This is a genomic window from Helicobacter pylori (genome assembly GCF_014497725.1).
In the GTDB taxonomy this organism is placed as follows: Bacteria; Campylobacterota; Campylobacteria; order Campylobacterales; family Helicobacteraceae; genus Helicobacter; species Helicobacter pylori_DE.
The window spans coordinates 1-15,689 of record NZ_JACTGF010000006.1 but is presented as its reverse complement, the minus strand read 5'-3'; the positions used below and the strand labels follow the sequence as shown (position 1 = coordinate 15,689).

16 protein-coding genes, 4 tRNA genes and 1 pseudogene are annotated in these 15,689 nt (G+C 38.4%); 15 read left to right on the top strand and 6 right to left on the bottom strand.

Annotated elements, in window-relative coordinates; genetic code table 11:
• Positions 1–17: 17 nt before the first annotated feature.
• The 4 genes from accD (at position 18) to H7N69_RS08015 (ending at position 2,574) form a co-directional block, all read left to right on the top strand.
• Positions 18–887, top strand: a complete 870-nt coding sequence (gene accD, locus H7N69_RS05380; RefSeq protein WP_000505060.1) for an acetyl-CoA carboxylase, carboxyltransferase subunit beta — start codon at positions 18–20, stop codon at positions 885–887.
• 13 nt (positions 888–900) lie between these two features.
• A complete protein-coding gene (gene rlmH, locus H7N69_RS05375) occupies positions 901–1,353 on the top strand; it encodes a 23S rRNA (pseudouridine(1915)-N(3))-methyltransferase RlmH (protein ID WP_187885037.1) in 453 nt (150 codons plus the stop codon).
• Positions 1,354–1,362: 9 nt separating this feature from the next.
• Positions 1,363–2,376 (top strand): LapA family protein, encoded by a 1,014-nt coding sequence (locus H7N69_RS05370; protein WP_187885036.1) that lies wholly within the window; start codon positions 1,363–1,365, stop codon positions 2,374–2,376.
• A 72-nt stretch (positions 2,377–2,448) separates the two neighbouring features.
• Positions 2,449–2,574: a hypothetical protein gene (locus tag H7N69_RS08015; RefSeq protein ID WP_269562627.1), complete on the top strand. Its 126-nt coding sequence runs from the start codon at positions 2,449–2,451 to the stop codon at positions 2,572–2,574.
• 378 nt (positions 2,575–2,952) lie between these two features.
• On the opposite strand, the gene H7N69_RS05365 is transcribed toward H7N69_RS08015, so the two are convergent.
• The 6 genes from H7N69_RS05365 to H7N69_RS05340 form a co-directional block, all read right to left on the bottom strand.
• Complete coding sequence (locus H7N69_RS05365) at positions 2,953–3,315, bottom strand: hypothetical protein (RefSeq protein WP_000953800.1); 363 nt, start codon at positions 3,313–3,315, stop codon at positions 2,953–2,955.
• 321 nt (positions 3,316–3,636) lie between these two features.
• A complete protein-coding gene (locus tag H7N69_RS05360) occupies positions 3,637–5,118 on the bottom strand; it encodes a Na+/H+ antiporter NhaC family protein (RefSeq protein WP_187885035.1) in 1,482 nt (493 codons plus the stop codon).
• A gap of 124 nt (positions 5,119–5,242) precedes the next feature.
• Positions 5,243–5,330 (bottom strand) — tRNA-Ser (locus H7N69_RS05355).
• A 47-nt stretch (positions 5,331–5,377) separates the two neighbouring features.
• Positions 5,378–5,452: transfer RNA gene (locus H7N69_RS05350), tRNA-Cys, on the bottom strand.
• A gap of 53 nt (positions 5,453–5,505) precedes the next feature.
• A tRNA-Leu gene (locus H7N69_RS05345) sits at positions 5,506–5,592 on the bottom strand.
• Positions 5,593–5,631: 39 nt separating this feature from the next.
• Positions 5,632–5,706, bottom strand: a tRNA-Gly gene (locus H7N69_RS05340).
• Here H7N69_RS05340 and H7N69_RS07910 point away from each other — a divergent pair.
• The 11 genes and pseudogenes from H7N69_RS07910 (at position 5,670) to H7N69_RS05300 (ending at position 15,130) form a co-directional block, all read left to right on the top strand.
• Positions 5,670–5,843 (top strand): hypothetical protein, encoded by a 174-nt coding sequence (locus tag H7N69_RS07910; RefSeq protein ID WP_232260212.1) that lies wholly within the window; start codon positions 5,670–5,672, stop codon positions 5,841–5,843. The genes H7N69_RS05340 and H7N69_RS07910 overlap by 37 nt on opposite strands.
• Before the next feature lie 178 nt (positions 5,844–6,021).
• The gene (locus H7N69_RS05335) at positions 6,022–6,399 is read left to right on the top strand and encodes a RidA family protein (protein ID WP_187885034.1); all 378 of its coding nucleotides are present in this window, start codon (positions 6,022–6,024) and stop codon (positions 6,397–6,399) included.
• A gap of 21 nt (positions 6,400–6,420) precedes the next feature.
• Positions 6,421–7,653, top strand: a complete 1,233-nt coding sequence (locus H7N69_RS05330; RefSeq protein ID WP_187885033.1) for an NAD(P)/FAD-dependent oxidoreductase — start codon at positions 6,421–6,423, stop codon at positions 7,651–7,653.
• A gap of 40 nt (positions 7,654–7,693) precedes the next feature.
• The gene (locus H7N69_RS05325; protein WP_187885032.1) at positions 7,694–9,046 is read left to right on the top strand and encodes an alanine/glycine:cation symporter family protein; all 1,353 of its coding nucleotides are present in this window, start codon (positions 7,694–7,696) and stop codon (positions 9,044–9,046) included.
• Positions 9,047–9,052: 6 nt separating this feature from the next.
• On the top strand, positions 9,053–10,186 hold the full coding sequence (gene alr / locus H7N69_RS05320) for an alanine racemase (RefSeq protein WP_187885031.1): 1,134 nt from the start codon (positions 9,053–9,055) through the stop codon (positions 10,184–10,186).
• A gap of 67 nt (positions 10,187–10,253) precedes the next feature.
• A complete protein-coding gene (locus tag H7N69_RS05315; RefSeq protein ID WP_187885030.1) occupies positions 10,254–11,030 on the top strand; it encodes an amino acid ABC transporter substrate-binding protein in 777 nt (258 codons plus the stop codon).
• The gene (locus tag H7N69_RS05310) at positions 11,014–11,727 is read left to right on the top strand and encodes an amino acid ABC transporter permease (protein ID WP_187882555.1); all 714 of its coding nucleotides are present in this window, start codon (positions 11,014–11,016) and stop codon (positions 11,725–11,727) included. Before H7N69_RS05315 ends, H7N69_RS05310 begins: the two co-directional genes overlap by 17 nt.
• A gap of 62 nt (positions 11,728–11,789) precedes the next feature.
• Positions 11,790–12,179, top strand: a complete 390-nt coding sequence (locus H7N69_RS08100) for a DUF262 domain-containing protein (RefSeq protein ID WP_332246442.1) — start codon at positions 11,790–11,792, stop codon at positions 12,177–12,179.
• A gap of 79 nt (positions 12,180–12,258) precedes the next feature.
• The gene (locus tag H7N69_RS08095) at positions 12,259–12,525 is read left to right on the top strand and encodes a hypothetical protein (protein ID WP_332246441.1); all 267 of its coding nucleotides are present in this window, start codon (positions 12,259–12,261) and stop codon (positions 12,523–12,525) included.
• 34 nt (positions 12,526–12,559) lie between these two features.
• Positions 12,560–13,489, top strand: a complete 930-nt coding sequence (locus H7N69_RS08090) for a DUF262 domain-containing protein (protein ID WP_332246440.1) — start codon at positions 12,560–12,562, stop codon at positions 13,487–13,489.
• Positions 13,490–13,751: 262 nt separating this feature from the next.
• Positions 13,752–15,130, top strand: a pseudogene (locus H7N69_RS05300) (MFS transporter).
• Positions 15,131–15,689: the final 559 nt, after the last annotated feature.

Sequence of the window (15,689 nt, the reverse complement as noted above, 5' to 3'; positions counted from 1 at the left end):
CAAAATTAAGGAAAAACATGGGATTTGCAGATTTCTTTAAAAATTTTAAGATCAATAAATTGCGGACAGCACCAAGTAAGGAAGAACAGCCAAGCCATTGGGTGAAATGCCCTAAATGTTATGCGTTAATGTATCATAAAGAAGTGTTTAGTAAATACAGCGTGTGTTTGAAATGCCATTACCATTTCCGCATGAACGCAACTGAAAGGATTGAATTTTTATGCGATGTGGGGAGTTTTGAAGAGTTTGACAAACACTTACGCCCTAATGATCCTTTAAATTTCGTGGATAAAGAGAGCTACAAGCAACGCATTAAAAAATACGAAAAAAGGACTAACCGCCCAAGCTCAGTGATCAGCGGTGAGGCTAAAATCAACCGCATGCCTTTGCAGATCGTGGTGTTTGATTTTAGCTTTATGGGAGGGAGTTTAGGCTCTGTGGAAGGCGAAAAGATTGTAAGAGCGATCAATCGCGCGGTCGCTAAAAAAGAAGCGTTATTAATTGTTTCAGCGAGTGGGGGGGCTAGGATGCAAGAATCCACTTATTCGCTCATGCAAATGGCTAAAACGAGCGCGGCTTTGAACCGATTGAGTGAGGCTAAACTCCCTTTCATTTCGCTCTTAAGCGATCCCACTTATGGGGGCGTTAGCGCGTCTTTTGCTTTTTTAGGGGATCTCATCATCGCAGAGCCTGGGGCGATGATAGGTTTTGCAGGGCCTAGGGTGATCAAGCAAACCATAGGGGCGGATTTGCCTGAGGGCTTTCAAACAGCGGAATTTTTATTAGAGCATGGCTTGATTGATATGATTGTGCATAGGAAGGATTTGAAAAAAACTTTAAGCGATCTCATCGCTATGATGACGCATAAGACTTCAAAGATTTTTTAAAGTTTTAACATTGATGCGTTGCGTGGTGTATTCTATCGCTAAAAGTTCGCCCCTAGAGTTAGTGAACATCTATCAAAAGCAATGCAAGCGATTTGATTGCGAGCTGGAATTAGTGGATTTGTTCCCTAAAAATACCGCAAACGCTCAAAAAGTTTCTAAAGAACTCGCTCAAAAAAGCTACTCTCTAGCCTTTGAGCCGTATTTAAACCCTAAGGCAAAAAATATTGCCTTACACCCTAAAGCTCAAAGGGGCGATAGCTTTGCGTTTAGTAAAATGTTAGAAAATCATCTTAATATTAATTTTTTTATCGCTGGAGCGTATGGGTTTGAAGAAAATTTTTTAAAGGATTGTCAAGCTTGGAGTTTGAGCGAGATGACTTTTAGCCATGAAGTGGCTAAAATTGTCTTATGCGAGCAGATCTATAGGGCTTTAAGCATTATTTTTAGGCATCCATACCATAAATAGGAGGTGCGCATGCGTTTTTACATTATCTTTACATTTTTATTTATTGTGGGTTTTGGCGTGTTTGTTTATAGTATTGATCCGCAAGCTTACGCCTTCAATTTAGGGAGTTACAGCTTTAATCTTCCCATTGCGGTATGGCTTATGGGCGTTTTGGGCATGTTCGCTTTTTTTTCATGGGTTTTTTTATTCAAGCACAATCTCAGCCATAAAATCCGCTTATACCACGAAAAAAGGGATTTTGACAAATTGCTCAAACAAATCCTGTCTCAAGACACCCAAAAGACTTTTTTAAAAACGAAATTTAAAAGCGATCTCGCTAAAAACCTCTCTCAAATCTTAGCCCGCTATGATTTAAAGGCTGATTTAAACACGCCAAGTAGCGGGTGCGAAAAAGTGGATAACCTTTTTAAACATTACCACAATATAGAAAACAACACCCTTGAGCCTAAAGATCACGCTAAGCATTCGTTGGCTTATGAGCATGCTTATTTTTCTAAACGCTTGAAGGCTTTCATCCATAACGATTTAAAAAACGCCTTTGAAGTTTTAACAAACGTGCAAATCCCTTTGGAATTACGCCGCTACGCTTTTATAGAAATCGCCCAAAAAGGCAGCAAAAAAGAGGTTTTAAAGGCTTTGAATGCGATGCAAGATAACTTGGACAAAGAGTGCGTGAAGTCTTTTTTAAAAGCCTTTTTTGAAAAATCTTTAAACACAGACACTTTAAAAATTTCAGAGCTTTGCAAAAAGGTGGGTTATGACAAGAATGATTATTTAAAGCTCGCGCAAAAAGCGCAAAAATTTCTTGTCCCCGATCAATGGTTCCAGTTTTTTGAGATTTTAAGCCAAGAAGACGATAAGGCGCAAAAAGCCTTTTTATTCGTGTTGTTAGAATTAGAAATGAACGATCTCGCTAAGGAGCATCTAGCGGTTTTATCCTTTGAAGAATACATGCTTTTAAACGCTTACATGGATTTGAAACAAGAGCATAAAAAAGCTTATAAATTAGAAGCGTTTTTGTAGGGGGGTTGTTTGGCTTCATATTTTTAGGGCAGATAAAAATAGATGGTTACAAAAAATTCAAGGAATGGGCTAATGGAGTCGCTTTTAGCGCCAAATGATAAGAGGAAAGACGCTAATGCTTTAAACCTTGATGAAACTAATCCTAAAAGAAACAACCAAAGCCAAAAATACGCTTTAACCCGCCATAAAAAGTTTTAGTAACCCGTATTTGATGAAAACAGAGCTTTTTTATTTTTCTTCTACGAATTTTTATCCATATCTTGAAAATACCCCACTCAATCAATGTGAGAGTGTTCCTTTCTAAAGAAAGAAGCTTCCTAACTAAACATTGAACGCTAACACGAAAGGCTTTGTTTTTTAAAGTCTGCATGGACATTTCCTACCCTATAAAAGACTAGGGGGATTTTAACCTCTTTTAGCCTAACGGCTATGTGCTTCTTGCGCCCTAAAGGACAGGGTTTTTCGCACTAGTGGGATAAAAAATCCTAAGAAGATTTAAAAAAGCTAAATTTGTGTTCTTAAAAGATAATAAGAAAAAGATGATAATGGTATTAAAGAATACCTCCAAATAACGCTTTAAAAACGCACCACCATAGTGGCCATGTATGAACCTGATTTGAAGTTGCTAGGAGCGCCTTCAGGCAATTTGATATGGAAATACTTTTGACAACCATTAACCGCTTTTTCATAATTTTTAGTGAAAGAATGGTGATGGCGGTTTTCCAAAGGCCCTTTCATGTGTTTGCTCGTCAACGCAGAATGCTTTAATTTGACAAACAAAAGCAAGTTTTCACCGAACAACGATTTCATCGTGAAAGCGAACGCTCGTTTGTAAAATGTCCGTTTGTCAATATCAATCCCAATAATCCCACTTCCAGCCGAATAGACTAAAGGCTTTGAATACAATCTCAGATCATCGCCATTCAAAACGCTTAACAAAATCCCTAAACTTATTAGTGTCCTAACCCCATTTTCTTTCCTTAGATATAACATTATCCGTATGTTTAACAGATAAGGAAATTTAACCTAAAACACCTTAATGGTTGATTAAAAAATTAAAAAAAATGTATTTTTTTAAAAAGCGTTACGATTTAGAGGTTTGTGAAGATTTTTATAATTGATAGTTATTTTTGAATAACTTTTTTTAATTGATTGATAATGAAATAAGACTCTTTTTTAATCCAACATGGATCGCTAAAACCTTATTTTAATTTTAAAAAATGGGATTTTTAATTTTTACTTCAATCAATATTCAAGTTTTTAGTTTTCACCATACAACCTTTTTAAAAGATAAAACACCCCCACAAGCAAAGCCACACCGATTACAAGCGCGAGCGAGCGAGAATGTATAAAACTTGCCACCCCCAAACTCACCGCGCTGCAAAGCATCGCAATAGTCGCATAAGGGAGTTGCGTGATAAAATGGCTTTGCACCGAACACCCTGCCCCCGTAGCCGATAGTATAGTCGTGTCAGAAATGGGGCTTGTGTGATCGCCATAAACCGCGCCTGAGAGGATCGCTGAAACAATCAAAATAATATCGCTTTCATTGGCCATGCCCGCTCCAATGGGCAGCATGATCGCAAACGCCCCCCAGCTTGTGCCGGTAGAAAAAGCGATAAACCCAGAGATTAAAAAAAAGATTAAAGGCATATACGCGCCTCCCCCGCTATTTAAAAATCCCTTGCTGATGTGGGCCAAGTAAAGCCCTGTTTGAGCGTCATCTCTGATCACAGGCCCAATAGCCCAAGCGAGCGTTAAGACTAGTATCGCCGGCCCCACACTCTTAAAGCCATCCAATATGAGTTTAAAAAAGCTCCCTTTTTCTAAAAACTTATAGGCTAAAAGATAGGTGATAATGAGCGAAAACAATCCCCCATAAAAGAGCGAAAAACTCGCATCAGTGTTTTTTAAGATCACTCCTGTATAAAAAATCAATGATGAAATGGACACGATCAATAATAAAATAGAAAGGGGTAACAGGCTTAATGGGGCTAGTTTTGAAGAGCTTTCTTCTTGTTCGCTATAAAAATCCTTCACGCCTATGTTTTGATACTTCCTCATGCTAGGGAGATTGATTTGCCATAAAATAGTGAGAAAGACTGCAATGAGCGCAAAAATCGCATAATAATTACTGCTCAAGCTTTGCACAAGCACCGAAAAACTATCTTTTAATAAGGGCGAGCTGTCGTTATTCATGATCCCCATAATATACGCCCCCCAGCTAGAAATAGGGACTAATAAGCACACCGGCGCTGAAGTGGAATCTATGATATAAGCCAAGCGCTCTCGTGTGGAGTTATGAGCGTCGTTTAAAGATTTTGAGATTTGCCCCACGGTTAGGGCGTTAAAATAATCATCTACAAAAATAATAATGCCTGAAAAAAAAGCGATAAATTCGGGGGTTTTGGCGTTTTTTGAGTATTTTTTAGCTTTTTTGACAAAGTTTTGCACGCTACCGGATTTTAAAATCACTTGGCTTAAGACGCCTAAAAAGATTAAAAACCCAAAAACATAAAGGTTGGAAAGATTGAAATTAAGCCCCTTTTCTGGCTTATAAGTGTAAAAAACGGAAGTGATTTTATGATAAATATATTCTACGAGTTGGGAAAGGTGTAACGAATGCATTAAAACAGCGCTCACTAAAATGCCCACAAACAACGAGAGCGCGACTCTTTTAGTGAAAACCACCATTAAAATAACGCTAAGAGGAACAATGAGGCTTGATGCTGACAATCCCACCGAATAAAATCCTTTAAATCAATCCTTAAATTTCAATTAAAAGAGACAATCAATATTCACAAAATTCTTTGTTAAAAGAAGAGATGAATTTGCCAAAACCAATCGCTTAAAGGATTCAATCAAGTGGCCGGGAGAGAGGGATTCGAACCCCCGGAGGTATGACCCTCAACGGTTTTCAAGACCGCCGCTTTCAACCACTCAGCCATCTCCCGCTATTTTCATAAAAGTCCCTTACAAAAGTCCCTAAATGACTACAATATGGAGGCGACACCCGGATTCGAACCGGGGGATCAAAGTTTTGCAGACTCATGCCTTACCACTTGGCTATGTCGCCTTAAATTTTAACACTAGCGTATTCAAAAAATAAAATCAAATCGCACTCAAAAATGGTGCCCAAAGCCGGACTTGAACCGGCACGGTATTGCTACCGAGGGATTTTAAGTCCCTTGTGTCTACCAATTCCACCACCTGGGCAAACTAAATAGAAACCATGCTCTAGAAGTTAAATCAATATGGAGCGGGAAACGGGGATCGAACCCGCGGCCCCGACCTTGGCAAGGTCGTGCTCTACCACTGAGCTATTCCCGCACTCTTTATTCAAAAAGACGATTGTTATTTTATCTAAACTCAATAATAAAAGTCAAGGGCTTATGAAAAATTTCAAAACTGATTTTAAAACCAATCAAAACAGCCAAAACCCCTTTTATTTAAAAAATGAACAATGAATGTTTTGAGTTTCCATTCAAACAAAACCCGTTTAAGAATTTCTAAATATGGGTAAAAAATATACAATACCTTATAATAAGATGAAAATTCATGGCGTTTTGCGCTCATTTTTTATTTCTTTTTAATTTGATTGCATAATAATAGCTGGCATAACACATAATCATAGGAGTTTCAATCATGAAAGAAGTCATCCATTCAGCGTTAGCCCCAAAGGCTATAGGCCCTTACTCTCAAGCTATCGCTACTAACGATCTTGTTTTTGTCTCTGGGCAATTAGGCATTGACGCGAGCACCGGCGAATTTAAAGGCGCGGACATTCATTCTCAAACCACGCAATCCATGGAAAATATCAAAGCGATTTTAAAAGAAGTGGGGCTAGGGATGGATAGCGTGGTTAAAACGACTATCTTATTGAAAAATTTAGACGATTTTTCGGTGGTGAATGGAATCTATGGGAGTTATTTTACAGAGCCTTATCCGGCCAGAGCGACCTTTCAAGTGGCTAAACTGCCTAAAGACGCTTTAGTAGAAATTGAAGCGATAGCCATTAAGTAATTTATTAAAGGGACTATCAGCATGAAAAAAGAAGTCGTGGTCATAGGCGGTGGGATTGTAGGGCTTTCTTGCGCGTATTCTATGCACAAGTTAGGGCATAAGGTCTGCGTGATTGAAAAAAACGATGGCGCAAACGGCACTTCTTTTGGGAATGCCGGGCTTATTTCTGCATTTAAAAAAGCCCCACTCTCATGTCCTGGTGTGGTGTTAGACACCCTAAAGCTCATGCTCAAAAACCAAGCCCCTTTAAAATTCCATTTTGGGCTTAACTTGAAGCTCTATCAATGGATTTTAAAATTTGTAAAAAGCGCGAACGCCAAATCCACGCACCGCACCATGGCGTTGTTTGAACGCTACGGGTGGCTGAGTATTGATATGTATCATCAAATGCTAAAAGACGGCATGGACTTTTGGTATAAAGAAGACGGACTTTTAATGATCTACACTCTAGAAGAAAGTTTTGAAAAAAAGCTTAAAACTTGCGATGACAGCGGTGCTTATAAAATCCTTAGTGCTAAAGAGACCAAAGAATACATGCCCATTGTTAATGACAATATCTGCGGGAGCGTGCTTTTAACCGAAAACGCGCATGTGGATCCGGGCGAAGTGATGCGCTCTTTGCAAGAATATTTACAAAATGCGGGCGTGGAGTTTCTTTATAATGAAGAGGTTGTTGATTTTGAATTTAAAAAAAACCTTATTGATGGCGTTATCACGCATAAGGAAAAAATCCAAGCAGAAACAATCATTCTAGCCACTGGGGCTAACCCCACTCTCATTAAAAAAACCAAGAACGATTTTTTAATGATGGGGGCTAAAGGCTATAGCATCACCTTTAAAATGCCTGAAGAATTAAAACCCAAGACTTCTTCTTTATTTGCGGATATTTTCATGGCAATGACCCCACGAAGAGACACTGTAAGGATCACTTCTAAATTAGAATTAAACACCAATAACGCTCTCATTGATAAAGAGCAAATCGCTAACATGAAAAAGAATTTAGCCGCTTTCACGCAGCCTTTTGAAATGAAAGACGCCACAGAATGGTGCGGTTTCAGGCCCTTAACCCCTAACGATATTCCTTATTTGGGCTATGACAAACGCTATAAAAACTTAATCCATGCGACAGGGCTGGGGTGGCTTGGCATCACTTTTGGCCCGGCCATTGGTAAAATCATCGCCAATTTAAGCCAAGACGGAGCGAATGAAAAAAATGCCGATATTATGCTTTTTTCTGCATTTTTTAGGGATTAAGGAATTTCTTTTTTAACCCCTAGTTTATTGAGGAGTTTTTATGGAAACGATTGATTCGGTGGTGCGTTTATTATCCAATTTGGTGTGGGGGATTCCCATGCAAATCTTATTAGTAGGCACCGGTTTGTTTTTAACCTTTTATCTTAGGGGTTTGCAATTCAGTAAGATTTTTTATGCGATCAAAATCCTTTTTGACAAAGAGTCCCAATCTAAGGGCGACATTTCGCAATTTTCCGCTCTCATGCTCTCTTTGGGGGCGACTGTAGGCATTGGGAGTATCGTAGGCGTAGCGACTGCTATCAGCATTGCAGGGCCAGGAGCGGTGTTTTGGATGTGGGTTACTGGGCTTGTTGGTATGGCGACTAAGTATTCTGAGGGGATTTTAGCGGTGAAATACAGGGAAAAAGGAGCGTTTGGATACAAGGGAGGGCCTATGTATTACATCAAAAACGGCCTTAACATGCCCAAACTCGCCATGGCGTTTGCGATTTTTACGATTATTGCAAGCATTGGCACCGGTAACATGACGCAATCCAATGCGGTTTCTTCCATTTTGAGCGAACAAGCAAACTTGCCTACTTGGGTTTCAGGCTTATTGCTCACGATTTTAACCGCTTTCATTGTCATAGGGGGGATTAAATCCATTGGTAAATTCACTTCTTACTTAGCTCCTGTGATGGTGCTTTTATATTTGATCGCTATTATTTATATTATTGTTAGCCATTTTGATTTAGCCCTTCAAGCGATCAAACTCATTTTTGAAGAAGCCTTTAACCCTAAACCCGTTGTGGGCGGAGCGAGCGGCGCGTTGGTAGCGACGATGATAAAAACGGGCGTGGCTAGGGGGTTGTATTCTAATGAAGCGGGGTTAGGGAGCTCAGCCATTATTGCCGCAAGCGCTCAAACGCGCCACCCGGTGCGTCAAGCCTTAGTGTCCATGCTCCAAACTTTTATTGTAACCTTAATAGTGTGTTCGGCAACAGCGAGCGTGATTTTAATGGCGCCAGAATACAACACCTTGCTCACTGATGGCACGAAATTGAGTGCTAATTTGCTCACTTTAAAAAGCACGGAGTATTTTCTAGGCTCATTAGGGGCGGTGGTGATTTTTTTGACCATGATCTTTTTTGCCTACTCTACAATTATTGGTTGGGCTTATTATGGGGAAAAATGCACGGAATACGCCTTTGGTGAAAAAAAAGTGAAATATTACCGCTTGATCTTTTTAGCGAGCGTGATGGTGGGGGCTATGGCTAAAATTGATTTTGTGTGGAATTTAGCGGATCTTTCTAACGGGCTTATGGCTATCCCTAATTTAATCGCTTTGATTTTATTGCATAAAGTGGTTTATTCTGAAACTCGTTGGTATTTTAGCAAGCATTCTAACAAGTAAGATGGCATGTTAAAAAGGGCGAGTTTTGTAGAAGTGGATACCGCTTCTTTAAGGCATAATTTTCATGCAGTCAAAAGCATTGTCCCTAAAGACGCTTGTGTCATGGCGGTTGTCAAGGCGAACGCTTATGGGGCAGGAGCGATTAAAGCGAGCGAAATTTTCTTACAAGAAGGGGCTAATTATTTAGGGGTAGCGGCCTTAGATGAAGCTTTAGAGTTGCGTTCTCATTTCCCTAAAACCCCCATTTTGATTTTAGGCTATAGTCCTAATTCTAACGCTTCCATGCTGATTGATAACGATTTGAGCGCTATGGTTTTTAGCCTTGAACAAGCGGAAGTTTTTTCTCAAATGGCTTTAAAATCTCAAAAACGCTTAAAAGTGCATCTCAAAATTGATACCGGCATGCACCGCTTAGGCTTAGAGCCTAATTTTAAAAGCATAGAAATCATTAAAAAAATCCGCGCTTTAAAGGGCTTGGAAATAGAGGGGATATTCACGCATTTAAGCAACGCTGATGCTAAGATTAAAACCCATGCTAAAAACCAAATGAAAGCCTTTAACGCTTTTTTAGAGCAGCTTTTGGATCAAAAAATAGAGTTTCAATACCGCCATGCCTACAATTCTGCCGGCATCCTTTCTTTGTGTAACGGGAATGAAAATCGTTTGTTAAACCTCTATCGCCCAGGTATCATGCTCTATGGTTTTTACCCTTCTAATGAAATGAAAGAGTCGTCTCAAACGATATTAAAAAATGTTATCAGTTTAAAGGCGCGAATCGTTCAAATCAAACGAGTCAAAAAAGGCGAATTTATTGGCTATGGCGAGCATTTTTACACCAATGAAGAAACTTTAGTGGGCGTTTTAGCTCTAGGGTATGCGGACGGGTTGGTGCGCGCTTTAGGCAATCGCATTCAAGTAGCGATCAATAACCAATTAGCCCCTCTTATTGGCAAGGTGTGCATGGATCAGTGCTTTGTCAAACTCAATGATATTGAAGCCAAAGAGGGCGATGAGGTCATCTTATTTGGGGATAAAAGCGCTAAAGCTAATGACGCAAGCGAAATCGCTGCACTTTTAAACACCATTGCTTATGAAACCATCAGCACCCTATCTAAACGCTTGGAGCGTGTCTATATTTAAAATCAAACCATGCAAAATTTTTATTTTGTGTTAGAATGCTTTAAAAAATTTAGGATTAAAATATAAAATGAAAAAAGTTTTATTTCTCTTTTTATTGGTAATAAGCTTTTTTTGGGGTTTTTTGAACGCTTCTAGTTTGTATGAAAAACTTATTAATAAAGAAACGATCAGCGTTGGCACAGAAGGCATTTACCCCCCTTTCACTTACCATGATAAAGAGGGCAAGCTCACCGGCTATGATGTGGAAGTGGCTAGGGAGTTGGCTAAAGAGCTTGGCGTGAAAATCAAATTCCACGAAACTTCATGGGATATCATGCTGACAGGTTTGAAATCGGGGCGTTTTGATATGGTCGCTAACCAAGTGAGTTTGACGACTAAAAAACGCCAAGCGGCTTTTGATAAAAGCTTGCCTTATAGCTATTCAGGCACCATCATGTTAGTTAGAAAAGATGAAAACCGCATTAAAGACATTAAAGACATCAAGGGCTTAAAGGCGGCTAACACTTTAAGCTCCACTTATGGGGAAATCGCTTTTAAATACGACGCTCAAATCGTTTCGGTGGATTCTATGGCGCAAGCCTTGTTGTTAGTGGTGCAAAAACGAGCCGATTTGACCTTAAATAGTTCTTTAGCGATCTTAAACTACCTAAACACCCATAAAAACAGCCCCTTTAAAATCGCATGGGAGTCCAAAGAAAAAGATGGGGGCGCTTCCTTTGTTATTAACAAGCACCAAGAAAAAGCTTTAGAGCTTATCAACCAAGCGATGCAAAGATTGATCAACAAAGGGGTTTTAAAACGCTTGGGCGAACAATTTTTTGGAAAAGATGTCAGCCAGCCCTAATCTGTCTTTGTTTTTTGAATCTTTAGATTTAAGCAAGGAGCGTTTGGAATTATTATTAGAGGCTTTCTACCCCATGCTAAAAGCCGCTTTTTGCATTTCTTTGCCTTTAGCGGTTATCTCTTTTATTTTAGGCTTATTCATTGCTATTGTGGTGGCCCTCATTAAAATCGCTCCCCCTAAACATTTCATGCATAAGGCTTTATTAGCGGGCGTGAATTTTTATGTGTCAATCATTAGAGGCACGCCTTTATTGGTCCAAATTGTGGTGGTGTTTTATGGTTTGCCCGCTCTTGGGGTTTATATGGATCCAATCCCGGCAGGCATTATTGCGTTTTCTTTTAATGTGGGGGCATACGCTTCAGAGACTTTAAGGGCGAGCTTTCTTTCTGTCCCTAAAGATCAATGGGATTCAAGCTTGAGTTTGGGCTTGAACTACTTGCAAACCTTTTGGCATGTCATCTTTTTTCAAGCGCTCAAAGTCGCCACGCCAAGCTTGAGTAACACTTTCATCAGCCTTTTTAAAGAAACTTCTTTAGCTTCTGTGGTAACTATTGCAGAGGTTTTTAGGATCGCGCAACAAAAAGCGAACGCCAGCTATGACTTTTTGCCTATTTATTTGGAAGCCGCTTTGATTTACTGGCTTTTTTGCTTGGTTTTAGAAGTGATCCAAAAGCGCGTGGAAAAAATCTTAAATTAGGTTGGCTCATTCTAATATTTGATTATAATACAGCCTAAATAATACAAAATAAGGAAATTCTCATGGGTGTGTTTTTGGATAATAGCATTAAAAATGTGGTAGATGAATTGAATGTTCGTTATTTTTTGCCTGACATTCAGCGTGAATATGTGTGGCTCAAAAAAGCCGATGAAAAAAAGATAGAGCAACTTTTTGACTCCATTCTCAGGGGTTACCCTATTGGCTCTTTTTTATTTTGGAAATTGCAAAAAGAGGATATAGCCAAGAGCGACGAACAAGACGAGAAGAAACTCAATTTCCAACTCTATAAATTCATTACAAATTACGATGAGCGAGAGCCTCACAATGAAAAAATCTATATTGAACAAATCAGGCGTGATGATTTGTATATTGTCCTAGATGGCCAACAGCGTTTAACCTCGCTTTATATCGGGCTTAAAGGCAACGCTTAAGAAAAAGAACGCTAAAACCAACAACCCTAACGCTTATGAAGAGAAGCGTTTGTATTTGAATTTAAAACACCAGCCAAGCATGGACAACCCAGAAGACAATTACCAGTTTGAGTTTCATGCCAAAAAGCCTGAGAATGATAAAGATCATTTCTGGTTTAAGGTGGGGGATATTTTAAAGTTGGAAAGTGTTTGGGATTATGCGCAAGAACATGATTTAAAAGGTGATAGATTGAAATTATTAGAAAAGCTAAACAAAGCTTTTTGCACCGAAAAGCTCATTTCATTTTTTGAAGAAACAGAAAAAGATCTTGATAAAGTTTTTAAATATCTTTATCCGTGTCAATAGTGGCGGGGTCAAGTTAAGCTATTCAGATTTATTGATGTCTATTTTGACAGCAAGTTTTTCAAGCGATATTAGAGAAAGAATGAAAGAGCTAGTGGATGCTTTAAAAGACAAAGGCTTTTCAAACATGGGGCAAGACCAGGTGCTAAAAACTTGTTTGCTTCTAGTTGGTAGCAACACTGAGTTTAAATTAAAAAATTTTAATAAAAAGAATATCAAAGAGATTGAAGAAAATTGGGAAAAAATCACAGATAGCATTTATAACGCTGCAGAACTATTAGAAACTTTTGGTTATGCGGGCTATCTGGGTTCAGCTTATATCCTATCCAGTTTAGCCTATTTTTATTTTTTAAATTCAAAAATGAATGAGAACGATAAAGAACAAGCCCTAAAATTTGTCCGCAACGCTCAAATCACGAGTTATTTCACTCCTTCAACGGATACAAAATTAAACAACATAGCCAATAGCATGAAGGATGTGAAAACCTTTGAATCATTCAACCACAATTTAGCCAAACACCAAACATGCCCTTTAAAAATCACTAACGATGCTATAGAAGAAATGATGTGTTCTAGTAGCCATGCTTTAGTCTTTCCTATCTTGCAAATCTTATACCCACACCTGAACTACAAAACCACCACTTTTCATACAGACCATATTTATCCAAAGTCCAAGTTTAATAAGAAAAATAAAAAATTAAATCAAGATTTCTATGGGTGGAAGGATTATTTATTCAATCTCCAGCTTTTCGAAGGCCAAGAGAACAAGGTTAAAAAGAATAAAGACCCCGAAATATGGCTCAAAGAAGAATATAAAGATAATCAACAAGCCATAGAAGAGTATAAAAGAAAAAATTATATTGACCCTACCCTAAAATTAGAATGGGAAAACATCAAGGAATTTCGTGAAAAAAGAGAAGAAGCTATCATTAAAAGGTTAAAAGAAGCATTATTGTCTAAGTCTTAAATAGGAGTGTTTTCGTGGCTGATATAATTTAAGTAAGCGTTTTAATAAAACAAGTAAATAAAATTTAAACTTGTTTAAGTGATGTTTAATGATAAAAAAGATAGAATGATTCACTTTTTGAGTGCTAATCAAATTTTATTTAATATTTGTTATCTAAAAAATGCTCTTAAGGTGTGAGATAGTTATATAAAATCAATCTTATCCATCTTAGTTTCAAAATGAAAAATTTAAAAGGGCGATAGCCTTATTGAAAGGATAATCAATAAAACATTTAGGCAAAAAAGAGGTAAAAACCTTAGGGTTGTCTTCGCTTGGTGGGACTTTAGAATTTTACGATTTTATTATCTTTGTATTTTTTACAAGTATCATTGCCAAACACTTTTTCCCAAACACCCTCAGCCCTATTTGGTCTGAAATCAATACTTATGGTATCTTTGCTGCAGGTTATCTAGCGCGCCCGCTTGGCGGAATAGTGATGGCCCACTTTGGGGATAAATTCGGTCGTAAAAACATGTTCATGCTCTCTATTTTATTGATGGTGATCCCAACCTTTGCGTTAGCTTTGATGCCAACTTTTGATCATTTTGTGGGTTTTGGCGTGGATAGCATGGGACTTAGCCTAAAAAACGCTCATTATCTTGGTTACATAGCTCCTGTTTTTTTGGTGTTTGTTAGGATTTGTCAAGGCGTCGCTGTGGGTGGTGAATTGCCTGGCGCTTGGGTTTTTGTCCATGAACATGCCCCACAAGGACAAAAAAACACTTATATTGGTTTTTTAACCGCTTCTGTAGTTTCTGGGATTTTGCTTGGGAGTTTGGTTTATATCGGGATTTACATGGTTTTTGACAAGCCTGTTGTTGAAGCTTGGGCTGGAGGGTTGCTTTTGGGCTTGGAGGGATTTTTGGCATCATTTCTGTTTATTTGAGGCGCTTTTTAGAAGAAACTCCTGTTTTTCAGCAAATGAAGCAGGACGATGCCTTAGTCAAATTCCCGCTTAAAGAGGTGTTTAAAAATTCCCTCTTTGGTATATCAATCTCCATGCTTATCACTTGGGTTTTAACCGCTTGTATTTTGATTTTTATCCTTTTTGTTCCCAATTTTACCCTTACGCATCCCAATTTTCATTTCACTCCGTTTGAAAAAACCTATTTTCAAATTTTAGGACTTGTTGGTATTGTAAGTTCTATTATTTTAACCGGGTTTTTGGCTGATAAAATCAAACCGCACAAAGTTTGCATGGCTTTTAGCGTGGCCTTTGCCTTTTTTGGCTTTTTATTCTTTAAGGAATTTTATTCTAACGCGCCAAGTTTAGTCAATACCATAGTTTTATACTTTTTAGCTTGCTTTTGCGCGGGCATTATGAATTTTTGCCCCATTTTCATGAGCGATGTGTTTAGCGCCAAAATCCGTTTTAGCGGGATTTCCTTTGCTTATAACATAGCCTATGCTATAACCGCTGGCTTTACCCCTCAACTTTCAAGCTGGTTGAATGCAAAAGCCATAGCAGCACCTGAAAGTTTGCAAAGTTATGGTTTAAGCTTTTATATCCTCATAGTTTCTTTAATTGCCTTTATTACATCGCTTTTAATGGCGCCAATTTACCGCAAATCCAGTGATACCGAAGTGTCGCCCACAGCATGAAGGATGCGCAAACCTTTGAATCATTCCACCAAGATTTAGCCGATTTTCATCAGACCATGTTTAAAAAAAGAAACTATATTGAACCTAAAATTAGAATGAGAAAATATAGAGGAATTTCGTGAAACAAGGGAAGAAGCTAAAAAATTAAAGGAAGTGTGATTATCTAAGTCTTAATGGGGTGTTTTAGCACTATTTGTTGTAAGGGTTTAACGCCTGGCGTTGGTGGATTTTTGGTGGTGATGAGATTCTTAACATTCAAAGATTTTTGCAAAGATTTTTGAACTTGTTGTTTTAGATTTCATTTTGTTGTAAAACTCTTAAGGGGGTGGGGGTATAATTCCTCTCTGCAACCTCATTAAAACCCCCTAACTCCGCACATTACAATGAGATTATCGCTTGATTAAAATCAAGCCCTCTAATATTTTCTCACCCTAAAACACCCACCCGTAATTAAAAAACACCTTAAAATGGCTAGCCCCTTCATTAAAAACAAAAGAGTTGGTGTAATCGCCACCATTAGAAACGACGCTAGCTTTTCTTTGGATCAAAGGAACGCTAA

Coding starts and splice junctions, on each gene's coding strand:
- H7N69_RS05335 (WP_187885034.1), top strand. CDS start 6,022: ATGAAAGAAGTCATCCATTCAGCGTTAGCCCCAAAGGCTATAGGCCCT.
- H7N69_RS08095 (WP_332246441.1), top strand. CDS start 12,259: ATGGACAACCCAGAAGACAATTACCAGTTTGAGTTTCATGCCAAAAAG.
- H7N69_RS05370 (WP_187885036.1), top strand. CDS start 1,363: ATGCGTTTTTACATTATCTTTACATTTTTATTTATTGTGGGTTTTGGC.
- accD (WP_000505060.1), top strand. CDS start 18: ATGGGATTTGCAGATTTCTTTAAAAATTTTAAGATCAATAAATTGCGG.
- H7N69_RS08090 (WP_332246440.1), top strand. CDS start 12,560: ATGTCTATTTTGACAGCAAGTTTTTCAAGCGATATTAGAGAAAGAATG.
- H7N69_RS05315 (WP_187885030.1), top strand. CDS start 10,254: ATGAAAAAAGTTTTATTTCTCTTTTTATTGGTAATAAGCTTTTTTTGG.
- H7N69_RS05325 (WP_187885032.1), top strand. CDS start 7,694: ATGGAAACGATTGATTCGGTGGTGCGTTTATTATCCAATTTGGTGTGG.
- H7N69_RS08100 (WP_332246442.1), top strand. CDS start 11,790: ATGGGTGTGTTTTTGGATAATAGCATTAAAAATGTGGTAGATGAATTG.
- H7N69_RS08015 (WP_269562627.1), top strand. CDS start 2,449: ATGGAGTCGCTTTTAGCGCCAAATGATAAGAGGAAAGACGCTAATGCT.
- rlmH (WP_187885037.1), top strand. CDS start 901: ATGCGTTGCGTGGTGTATTCTATCGCTAAAAGTTCGCCCCTAGAGTTA.
- H7N69_RS05310 (WP_187882555.1), top strand. CDS start 11,014: ATGTCAGCCAGCCCTAATCTGTCTTTGTTTTTTGAATCTTTAGATTTA.
- alr (WP_187885031.1), top strand. CDS start 9,053: ATGTTAAAAAGGGCGAGTTTTGTAGAAGTGGATACCGCTTCTTTAAGG.
- H7N69_RS05330 (WP_187885033.1), top strand. CDS start 6,421: ATGAAAAAAGAAGTCGTGGTCATAGGCGGTGGGATTGTAGGGCTTTCT.